Source organism: Haloferula sargassicola, from assembly GCF_040362925.1.
Lineage (GTDB): Bacteria > Verrucomicrobiota > Verrucomicrobiia > Verrucomicrobiales > Akkermansiaceae > Haloferula > Haloferula sargassicola.
Genome location: NZ_BAABRI010000010.1, coordinates 187487 through 199320 on the forward strand (window position 1 = coordinate 187487; position 11834 = coordinate 199320).

1 protein-coding gene is annotated in these 11834 nt (G+C 67.1%); it reads right to left on the reverse strand.

Features of this window, described 5'->3' with window-relative positions:
- Positions 1–21: 21 nt before the first annotated feature.
- The coding region (locus ABXH26_RS10630; protein WP_353567045.1) for an FG-GAP-like repeat-containing protein at positions 22–11834 on the reverse strand (11813 nt) is incomplete at its 5' end.

Below are 11834 nucleotides of genomic sequence, written 5' to 3' on the forward strand. Positions count from 1 at the left end.
TCACGGGGAAGTTCGGGGTTTTCAGCGGGTCTCCGCGGCGGTTTCGGTTTCCGCCGGCGGCGCGGGCCCCGGTTGCATGTCGTTCTCCAGCCGTCCGCACAGGTGCTGGACCAGGAACCCATCGGCGTAGAAGACGCCATCGACCGCGACCTGCAGCGTGTGGACCGTGTGGGTCCCCGGCAGGTGCTCGATGCCGGTGATTTCATACAACTCGCCGCCGGTGTAGTGGAGGCGGTCGCCGGGCTTCAGCTTGTCGAGGCGCAGCCAGCCGGCGTGGTCGGTCCAGATGTAGTGGTTGCCGGTGCCGGTGAGCGTCTTTTCATTTTCCGCATCGCCGAAGACCACCGGCCGCAGCGTGACTTCATAAACGTCGTCGGACTCGCGGGTGAGCATCTGCTCGACCACGGCGTTGGCGTCGTCGCCGGTCTTGATCAGGTCGCCGGAAAGGATGGCCTCGATCGGTTTCGGAGGCCCCTGCGCCATCTCGACGAGGGTGCCGGAAACGAAGCATCCCGCACCCGAGCCGTTGAAGGTCCCGGTCCCTCGGGCCGGTCCGCCTCCACCGGTCGCGCCCCCGCCGCTGCCGCCGAACAATCCGCCGAACTGGGCACCGATGGCGCAGCCGACGAAGGCCTGCAGGTTGGTGACGATGCCGGTGGCGAAGCTGGCCGCCGAATAGCCCACCAGCAGGGCGTGGGCGCCGGCGGCCATGGCGGCTCCATCCGGGCAGCAGGCCAGGCCGGAGCTGAGCGCCACCAGCCCGGTCGCGCTGGGGAAGGGGTTCAGGAAAACGCCGGCACAAAAGTCGATGCCTTCATTTCCCGTCGAGGGCAGGCTGGTGTTCTTGTCGATCTCGGCCGCCACTTCGTAGGCCTTGGCCAGACCGTCGAGGCCGGGGCAGCCGTAGCCCGAGGGCGAGGCACCCGAGCCGCCGTTCCGGTTCCGCAGGTCGAAGGTATACTTGAACGGCACCTGGATCGACTCTTGGGCATGGAGTTCCGGAATGTAGGAAATCATCGGGATGAACGAACCGTAAGGCGCCGTCTGGCCTTGGATCACCACCTCGAACAAGCTGGCGAGGCCCTCGTTCTTGACGTTGATCATGATCGTCCCCTCGGCGTAGTCCTGAATGTTGTAGAGCTGCGTGGCGGGCGGATCCATGATCAGCACCGGCACCGGCACCCGGGTCTCGAAGGTCTGCTCGATGGTGATTTCGTAGCGGTCGGTGAAGGGTTTCGGCGTCACCGAGAACTCGACCGTGACCAGCGACTTCGACAGCCGCACGTCGACCAGCTCCGTCTGCCCCGGCGTAATGTCGAACACGCCGGTGGTGGTGGTGTGGCCGGAGGCGCTGATCTGGTAGGACCAGCTGCCTTCCTGAAGATCGGGGATGGTCACCTCACCCAGGGAGTCCGTGTAGAACGGGCCGATTTCCTGCCGCAGGTTCGGGTTGCGCAGCCGGATCTTCGCGTTGGGCACGGCCTCGGCGAAAATGTTGTCCACGTAGAACATGACGCCCCCGCGCTCCGCACTGGTGACCTGGGCGAAGAGGTTCACCTGGAAGTCGCTCTGCAGGTTGCTGCCGCGGATGAGCATGAAGTCATCGTAGAGCCCGAGCGCCGTGTCCTGCGGCGGCGCGTAGACCACGGTGAAGCGCAGCGTGCCGCCGACCGGAATGTCGGGCAGCAGGATGCGGTCCTGGCTGTCGCGCGGCAGGTTCACATCCATCCAGGGAAGATTGGCCGGCGGGATGACCTCCACTCCTTCGAGCGGACGCAGGCCGTCGTTGGTCAGAACCACCTCACGGCTGACGATCTCGCCCTTGTTGACGGACATGTCGACGTAGCCGACGGCTGGCGAGACGAAGCTCAGCGCCGGGATGGCGGGTTTCAGTGAAAGGTGGGCCTCGAAGGTGGCCGAGGCGTTTTCGGCGGAGGTCATGTAGATCTCCGAGATGGCGGAGTCCGGCGCATCAATGTCGGCCGTGGCGCGGATGTCGATGGTGGTCGAACCGAAGGGCTCGAGATTGATCGGTCCGGGCGTCAGCACCTCATAGTGGAGGCTGTCGATTTCCACCTCCGAGCTGTCTTCCGAGATATAGCTGCGCGAGCTGATGTGGATGTCGGAAAGGGGCAGGTCCGCCGGGTTCACCAGCTTCAAGGACAGGTCGAGGGTGTCGTTTTTCGACATCACCACGCGGCCGCCGCCCGGCACGATGTAGAAACGGCGGTACTCGATGGTCTTCTGGTTGAGCTGGTCGGCCACGTCCGGGTGGGCGGCCCACAGGCGGATCGCCCCACCGAAGCCCTGGGGCGGCCGGTAGCTGAAGGTGTAGTCGCCGTTTTCATCCGTGGTCACTTCCTGATAGAGCACGTAGCTGCGGATGCCGAAGCCGATGCGCAGCGGCACGTTCGGCTCGGGCAGGCCGCTCTGGCGGTTGATCGCCTGGCCGGTGATCACGATGTCCTCCTCGTTGGCGTAGCGGTCCTGGTCCGTCACGAGGTTTGCGTAATAGGGCGTTTCCACCAGCGAGCTGAAGGTCGAGCCTTGGATCAGCGGAGTCTGGCTGACCGAGGTCGAGCTGCCGAAGCCGGAATACAGGCCGCCGACCTCGATCGCGAAGGTCGCGCCGAGGCCCTGTTCGCCGAGCGACTCGGGGACCAGCACGTTGGGCACGACGAAGGTGTAGGTGCCTCCCGCCGGGATGCGCGCGACCAGCGTGCCGTCCGGGAAGGTGAGCAGCCCCTGCGCCCCGATGCCGGTGTAGGCCTGACGGGAAACGATTTCCCCGTTGGCGTCGCGGACCACGATCGCCACGTCGCCGGGCTGCAGGCCACCGGCGCGGCCGAGTACGACGTCCATGGTAGCTCCGCCGAAGTTCTGCAGGGTGACCTGCACGCTGGCGTAGCCCCCGGCCACGGGAATGTCGGTGGTGGACAGGGCCGCGGCGTTGGCACCGCCGCGGGCCACGGATTTCGCGAACTGGAACTCGTAGGTCACGCGGCTGCCGCCGGAATCGGTGGCACCCTCGAGGATGACCTGGAAGGTCTGCGAAACCCCCGCGGTCAACGGTGCGGGAATCACCACCTCGGTGCTGCCGGTCGCGCCGGGGGCGATGTTCAGCGCCAGGGCATTGTCCTGGGTCATGTCATCCTCGCCGGTGACGGTGCGGTTGATCTCCATGCCCTCGATCGCGACCGCGCCGGTGGAGGCGAGGTTGCGCACGTCGAGCTGGAGCTTGTCGAAGAAGCCGATGAACGAGGCGCTCTCGCGGCCGAGCGAGTCGCGGTTGAGGTAGCCGGCGAGATCCAGCGGGTAAACGGTGAGCTGCCGCCGCGGGCTTTCGTTTCCGGCCCCATTGACCGCGCTCACCTCGTAGGTGACCGGCCGGCCGGCGAGGCCGAGCGGATCCACGAAGGCCGCCGGCGCGAGTGGCGCGCCGTTCTGTTTCACGCCGTTGCGGTAGATGTTGTAGCCGACCACCGTGCCGTCGTTGCTGGTCCAGGTCAGCGAGTTGGCGCTGCCTTTCTTGGCGTGCAGGTGGAGGTCGGCCACCGGGCTGACCAGCAGCTCGACGGTGATCGGATCGGTCGGGTTCTCGTTTCCGTACTGATCGACCGTGGCCACGGTGTAGTCGTGACTGCCGCGCGGCGGGTAGTCGGTGACCATCGCCGGGCTGCTGAGTTCCCGGATCATCGTGGCGCCGCGATAGACGCGGTATTTCGCCGGGATTTCACCGGAGGCCGGGGCGGCGAACGAAATCTCGACCCCGCGGGCGAGCAGCTGGACGGAAAACGCGGTCGCTTTTTCCGGTGGCACGCGATCGGACTCCGCCACCAACACGCCGGAAGCCGGGCCGTCGGAGCCGCGCAGCGAGGCCACCACGGCGTAGCGGTAAATGCCGTCGGCCGGTGGCAGGTCGGTGTAGGTGAGGGCCTCGATGCCGCTCTCGACGAGCAGCGTCGGAGTGCCGCCCGCCGAGCCGGCTTCGCGGTAGAGCTTGTAGCTGTCGGCGCGATCGACCGCCTGCCAGTCGATGCGGATCCGTCCTCCGGAAAGGATCACCCCGGAGATGACGGGCGGGTCCTCCGGCGGGGGCGGGGCGCTGGTATTGTAAAGCTCGAGCACTTCTCCGCTGGTCACCACGGTGCCCTGATTGCCGGCGGCATCGGAGCCGGCGAACCGGAAGAAGCCGTCGCCGTTGCCCATGGCGGCATTGACCGTGAGCTGGCCGCTCCAGGCGGTGCCCGCCCCGTCGAGCGTGATCGCCATCCGGCTGCCGACCGGCGGCTCGAACTCGAGCGACGGCGTCGTGCCCGGGGCCGGCGGTTCGCTCAGCGTCAGGCCCACGGAAAGGGTCTGCGGGCTGACCGTTTGCACCGGCACCGGCCGGTCGAGGCTGACCACCGCGGTCGGCTTGGTCACATCGAGCACCAGCGCCGGGCCTTGCGGAGCGACGTTGGTGCGGACGTTGCCGGCCAGGTCGCGGGCGGACACCCGCACGGTGGCGGTGCCGCTGCGGCTGAACTGTGGGTCCACAACGTAGGTGCCGGTGTAGCGGGTCGATTCCTGCTGCGTGAGCGTGACCGAAATCCGGTCGAGCCCGCCGGCCGGCTGGATGGTCAGGGTGGGGACGTTGGCCAGCGGTTCGTTCGACTCCACCTGCACCAGCAGGTTGCCGGGACCGACGGGCATCGGGCGGTCGTAGCTGACCGTCAGCGTCGGCGCGGTGTAGTCGATGCCGAACTGGATGAGGTTCGAGATCGGACTGCGGTTGCCGGCACCGTCGAAGGCCGCCACGCCGACAAACCAGATGCCGTCGGGGAGGGTGAAGTTGCCGCCGGTGGTGGTGACCGGCGCGCTGCTGCCCGTCGCATTGTCGGGATTGGTGAAAGCGGTCGCATTCCAGTAGAGGCGGTACGACGCCGGCTGCTCGCCGCCCTGGAAGATCCAGTTCACCAGCACGCCGCCATTGGCGCGCTCGATCGTGTCGAGCACCGGGGCGGCCGGCGGGCCAGAATCGTAGATCAGGCTCACCGGCTGCGAGGCGCTGGAGCCGACGAAGTCACTGGCGGTGACGACCAGCGAGTTCGCGCCCTCCACCAGCGGCACGTTCGGGATGCTGAAGCTGCCGTTGAGCGCGGCGGTCGCGCTGTTGGTGATGACCTCGCCGTTGCGCTTGAGCGTGAGGCTGATGCCCGGCTCGGCGGTGCCGGTCACGGTGACCGGAGAGGCGTTGGTGATCGCGCCATTGACCGGCGAGGTGATCACCGGAGCCACCGGCGGGCCGGGGGAAACGACGATGTTCACCGCGCGGGAGCTGGTGGCCCCGTAGCGGTCCGTGGCCTTGGCCTCGACGCGCACCGGCCCCTGTGGCAGCGAGCGTGGATCCCACAGGAAATCGAGCGGCGAATTCGTCGAGCGGGCGACCACCGAGCCGCCCACCAGGAACTCGATGCTGGTCAGGCCGCGCGGCGCGCTGGCGGTGGCGGTGACGCGCAGCGGGCGACCGATCACCGCGCCGTCGGCGAGGCTGAAGGTCTGGATCACGGGGCCATCCGTGACCAGCGAGATCGAGGTGCTGAGCGTGGAGCTGGCCGTATCGGTCTCGCTCCGCAGCTGGGCATACACGGTTTTCAAACCGGCTCCCGGAGAGAGCGTGAACGGCAGCTCGAAGCCGTACGGGCTGACCCGGAAATCATCGTCGGCCGCGAACAGGTCCTCGAAGATCGCCACGGGGAAGGCCGAGTTTTCGCTGAAACGATAGCCGATGCCGTTGGCCGACTGGATGAACAGGGTGATCGGCCGGCTGGGAGTCTGAGCGAGGCCGCCCTTCACCTGGAAGGCGGCGCCGAGGATGGGCTCCTGGGCCAGCGGCGAGGAGCTGTCGACCGTGCCGGAAATGCCGGACGGCGAGGTGTTTCCCCACCAGTTGTTTTGCGCGACGAAGGTCGAGCCGCCGGCCTGCGAGGCGTTGCCCGAGCTGTTGCTCTTGAGCACCGACTGGCTGAGGTCGAGCTGTCCGGTATCGGTGGTCGAGGCTCCGGTTTGGTTGTAGACGAGATAGCACGAGGTGGCGGTGACATCGCCGGTGCCGGAGACGAGCAGGCCCGCTCCGCTGTTCTGCACCGCATAGATGTTGGAGAGCGTCGGCGAGCCGTTTCCGACCTGCAGGCCGCTGCCGAAGCGCACCCACACGTGGCTCAGCGATGAGCTGCCGTCGTTGAGGATCAGCCCGGCCCAGTCGCCGCGCGCCGCGGTCGGCGGATCGGCGAACTCGCCCTCGGACGTGAAGTGGATCGGCAGCAGCGCGGTGCCCTCGGCAGTCAGCGTGCCGGTCTCGACCGTCAGCGAAGTCCCCGGCGCGAAGGTCAGGGTGGTGCCCGGCGCCAGCGTGAGGTTCGCGCCGCCGGAGAGGACGAGGCTTTCGTAAATCGGGATCACCGAATCCGCGCCACCGATCGAGAAATCCTCGGTCAGCGTCCCGGACAGCGGGTCGGACCACATCACGGGCGAGACCGCGTCGGTCTGCTCATCGTTGCGGTTGTAGGCGACCACGGCGAAGTAGTAGTCGCGCGTGCGGTCGAGTCCCTCGAAGAGATACTCGGTGACATCGGCCGCGAGGTCCACCTCGGGCGTCATGCCGGACACGCTCGAGAAGTCGCTTTCCGAAACGTAAATCCGGAAACCCTCGAGTCCGATCAGGTCGCGATCGTAGCTGCTCCAGTCGAGCCGCGCCGAGGCGATGCCGGGGCGTTCGAGTATCGGGGAAACGGCGGGCGGCAGCTCGGTATCGAGCCGGAAGGTCAGCGGCGTGACTTCCGGGTTGGCGTTGCCGGCGAAGTCGAGCGCGACCACCGCGACATGGTAGTCCACGTCCGGCATGAGGTTGCGGAAGGTATAACTCCGCGCCGCGGCACCCGCTCCGTTCACGGCAACCAGGCCGTTGACCGTGGTGAAGGGCGCGGTTTCCAGATAATAGCGGAAGCCGTTCAAGTCGGCCGGCGCGGTGTAGCCGTTCCAGCTGATGGTGGCGGTGGAGGAAGTCGTGCCGTCGAGAACCAGCGTCGGGTTCTCCGGCGGCAGGGCATCGACGGTGAAGCCGAAGCTGGCGTCCGCCTCCATCACGCGGCCCTGGGCATCGGTGGCTGCGGAAACGTTGAGCGTGAAGGCCCCCGCGCTGTCGCCGCTGAAGTCGGTGTTTCCCGAAACGTAGGTGCGGGCGTTGGTCCAGCTGCCCGAGGGGACGGTCGGAATCGTCGCCGCGGTGCTGCTGGTGAGGCTCAGCACGGGCATCACCGCGGGGTTCATGTCGCGGTCGAAGGTCAGGGTGAAACGGACATCCGGCACGGCGGGGACCAGGTTGCCGTAGTTGGTCGAGACCGAGGCCAGCACCGGGCGCAGGCTGCGATCCTTGTAAACCGCGGTGTAGGTCATGGTCGCCGGGTCGAGCGTCGAGAAGGTCTTGGTGAGCGTCGGGCTGGTGTTGAGGTGGACGCCGTTGAGCAGGAACTTCTCGAACAGGTGCTCGGTGTCGCCGTCCTCGATCGAGGCCGGGGCCGTGATGTTGAGCGTCTGGCCGTTGTCGTAGGTGCCGCCGCCGGGGATGCTCACCAAGCCTGGTGGCGAGGTCACGATGCTGACCACGTGCTGCGGGTTCGCCTCGGCGAAGTGGGCGATGAACGAGCGCCCGGAATTGACGCTGAAGCTGAGCGGATTGGCCGAGCCGATGTTCAGCCCGCCTTCCTCCCAGTAGTCGAACAGGTAGCCCGGTGCCGGGTTGGCGGTCAGGGTGGCGGTGGCGTTCAGCTCGTAGGTGCCGGTGCCGGCGATCGAGCCGCCCGCGGCCGGCGTGGGCGAGGCGGTGATCTGGTACTGCGGCAGGCCGAACACGGCCACCAGGTTGCGGTCCGCGTGGACGGTGAAGGTGTAGGTCGGGCTGGCGCTGGCGAATTGTCCGTTCTCGGTCCAGTTGATGAAACGGTAGGGCAGCACGCTGGTGTTCGGCGTGGCGGTGACGGTCGCCTCGACGCCGTCGCGGAAATTTCCACCGCCGCCCACGCTGCCGCCGGCCGCGGGCGATGCCGCCACGGTGATGTCGAAGAAGTTGAAGATCTGGAAGCTGTCCTGGACGCTGTTCTGCTCCGCCGGGCCATGGCCGTTGGTGCCGTATTCGTAGAGGTCGAGGTCCGCATCGGCGACCACGGTGACCAGGTGGAAGCCGGGATTGTTGGCGGTCACCACCTGGCTTTGGGCCAGCGTTTCGCCGGCATTCAGGACCTGGGCGACCGCGATGTCCTGGTCGAAGATGACCTGCGAGCCGGTGGTGTTCAGCACGCGCAGGTTGACCGTGTGGCCGGCCGGCGCGCTGCCCGTCCCGCGGTTGGCGAGGTTCCAGGAAATGTCGTAGTTTCCGAAGGCATCCGGAGCGGAAATGGCGAGGTCCTCGATGACCAGGTCCGGGTAGTCCTGGAGCTGGACGTTGAAGGGATTCGCGGTGGCGAGCGTGTTGTCGCCTTCCTGCAGGATCTCATCCACGGCGTTGGCCGAATCCGTGGCCACGATGATGTGGAAGTCGCCCGGGTAGCCGTCGGGCAGGGTGACCGGCTGGTTGACGGTGTAGCTTCCGCCCGGGTCGAGCGCTCCGGCGTGCGGCACGACGGCCAACTGCAGGTCGTCGCCATCGCCGTAGACGTTGTTTCCGGAAAGGACGATGCGGTCGACCCAGTTCGCCACGCCGGTGGACAGGTTGCCGCCGTTGGTGACGTCGTAGCTGACCGTCGCCGTGTCACCGGTGCGCAGGCCGGTCGCGGCCAGGTCATCGAGGCGGGTGACGCGCAGGTTCGGGAAGTTGATGTTGCCGGTCGGCAGCGAGCGGACGTCGAGGAGGTAGTCGCCGTTGATGCCCGAGCTGCCGATGTTGGCGCGCATCAGCGCGTAGTAGGTGCCGGTGGTGGTGATCTGGACTTCGGAGTGGTCGTCGTCGTTGTTGCCGCCGACCTCGGCCTTGAGGAAGCCGCCCTCGTCGTAGATGCCGACGATCGGGACCAGCGTGCTGCCCTGCGGCTTGCGCACGCTGAGGAAAACGGTGGTGCCTGCGGGGATGTTGCCGAGGTTGAAGTAGTCGAGCTGCGTCGGGGTGCTGACGAAGCCGCCGACGGTGGCGCCGTCGATGCCGTTGGCCTGCGTGAAGGTCAGCGGGTCGGCCTCGGGCAGGGAGCCGTTGGGCTCGCTTTCGTAGTCGATGGCATCGCCGATCAGGCTGACGCGGAAACGGTACTCGCTGCGGATCGAGTTCCAGTCCGTCACGTGCAGCACGTAGCGCCCGGTCTTCGAGAGGACCATCGGCGCGCGCCCTTCGAGGTCGCCGTTGTTCGGGTTGGCGTCGAGGATCAGGCCGCCGTCCGGATCGTAGAGCAGGTGGCGGATGCGGTTGCCGTTTCCGGGCAGGTAGGACTCGAGCACCAGTTGCTCGCCGGCCACGGCGTCGAAGGCCCAGTAGTCGCTGTTGTCGCTGCCGGTCAAAATGCCGCGCGCATTGGTGGTCCGGTAGCCCACCAGGTCCTCGTTCAGGACCAGGAGGGTGGCGCTGGCCCCGTTGTTGTTGTTTTCCTGCTCGGTCTGATATCCGCCGGGCCCGAGGATGGTGAAGCTGCGCTCGTAGGGCACCGGGATGAGGTTTCCGAACACGTCCTTCAGGCCGTTGACGCGGAACTGGTAGCCGCCCGGCTGCAGCGGGGAACCGATGATGGTGTAAGAGGCCGTCAGGCCGCTGGAGTAGCTGGACGGCTGGATCGGCATCGACACGTCATCGCCGGTCGCCGGCGTTTGGTCGGGGCCGTTCCACACCAAGCTGTAGTTGGCCGGGTTGGTCACCGTGGCCGCACTCATGTCCTTGTTGAAGGTGAGCGCGAAGGTCTGGATGAGGCCGGTGGAATCCGGATCCGGCAGGGTGTCGCCCACGATCGACGGCGGGATCAGGTCGGTGATGGAGACGTTGGCGAAATACTCGGCCATCATCCCGCGGCCGGTCGCGCTGAGCTGCACGTAGTAGGCATCGTCCTCGCCGGCAGGGATGGTGTGGACGAGTTCGGCATCGCTCGAAGTGGCCACCACCGTGTTATTCGAGCGGCGCAGGTTGAGGGTGTAGCTGCCGAGGGTGGTGGTCGATGGCAGGTCGAGCCGCACCCGCACCTCGGTGCCGGCCGACAGGTTGCCGAGCGAAAACCAGTCGCCCGAGCTGTCGTCGGTATCGATCAGGCCATAGATGCGACCGCTCCGCTGGTTGCCGCTCAAGGCGAGGGTGAGACCGTCCGCCTGGCTGATCTGGTCGTTCGTTTCGGACTCCATCTGCCCCGCGCCGACCGGGCCGAGAGTCAGGCGGAACCGGTATTCGGTGTTGTAGTCGCCGTTCCAGGGTTGGACGCGGACGTAGTAGGTGCCGTCGCGGGGGATGGTGGCCTGGCCGTTGTTGACGTCGCCGCCCTGGACGTCGATGAGCAGGTTGCCCAAGGCATCGTAGAGCAGGTAGCGCAGGCGGGTGGTGCCGGAAAGCGCGCGGGTGTCCGATGACAGGCTGACGAGCTGGCCGGCGCGCGCCGTGAACTTGAAGTTGTCGGTGTCGTTGCCGTCGGAAAGGTAGCCGCGGCCGTAGCCGTGGGTGAGGCCGGTGACCGGGTTGGTGTCGTCCCCGGCCAGCGGGTGGGTGCCGTTGCCGGCCAGCAGGCGCAGGAGGCTGTCGTTTTCGTCGGTGACCAGGATGTCGGGCGTGCCGTCGCCGTTGAAGTCGCCGAGCGTGGCACCGTAGGTGTAGGAGTTGTCGCCGTAGAGGCGGCTGACGTGGAAGCCGAAGGTGCCGTCGGCGCGGTTCTGGAGGAAGAAGGTGGTGCGCAGGCTGCCGAGGACGAGGTCGGGCCAGCCGTCGCCGGTGAAGTCGCCGGTGATGCCGTGCCAGATGTAGTAGCCGCTGCCGATGTCGAGATCGACGCGCTCGCCGAAGGTGCCGTCGCCGACACCGGGATAGATGGCGAGCACGGTGGAGTCATAGTTCGCGCGGGTGACGGCGAAGTCGAGGTTGCCATCCTGGTCGAAGTCGCCCGGCAGGATCTCGCTGGCGTCCCAACCGTCGGGGTAGGGATAGGAGGCGATCGCGCCGAAGGTGCCGTCGCCGTTGCCGAGCAGCACGGCGATGCGGTCGCCGTTTTCGATGTCGCCCGCCACGAGGTCGAGGTGGTGGTCCTTGTTGAAGTCAGCGGTGGCGAGGCCGTACGGGCGGAGATTTCCCTGCTCGAGCGTGGTGGGGGTGAAACCGCCGGCCTGGTCGTTGAGGAGCAGCGTGATCGAGCGGCCCGTGCTACTATTGGTGCCGTAGTTGGAGACGGCGAGGTCGGGCCACAGGTCCTCGTTGAAGTCGCCGACGGCGATATTCAGCGGGTCGTCGCCGGCGGGCAGGTCGGTGAGCCGGGTGAAGGACAGGCTGCCGGGCGTGGAGGTGTTTTGCAGTAAAACGATGCCGTCCACGCTGCGGGCGGCGGCGACGATGTCGGTCAGGCCGTCCTTGTCGAAATCGATGAGGGCCACGCCCCAGACGTCGCCGCCGGCGGGGAAGGAGACCGGCGTGCCGAAGGAGCCGTCGCCATTTCCCGGGAAAACGCTGACCTGATCGGCCCCGGCGTAGCCGACGACGGCATCGAGCAGCCCGTCCTTATCGAAGTCCGCGCTGACGATGTCCCGCGGGTCGGAGCCCGCGGAGCTCTGGCTGATGCCGGAGTTGACGAACGAACTGTCGAAAGCCCCCAGGTCCGGCGCGAGCGAAAGCGAGTCCGCGCTGGCGA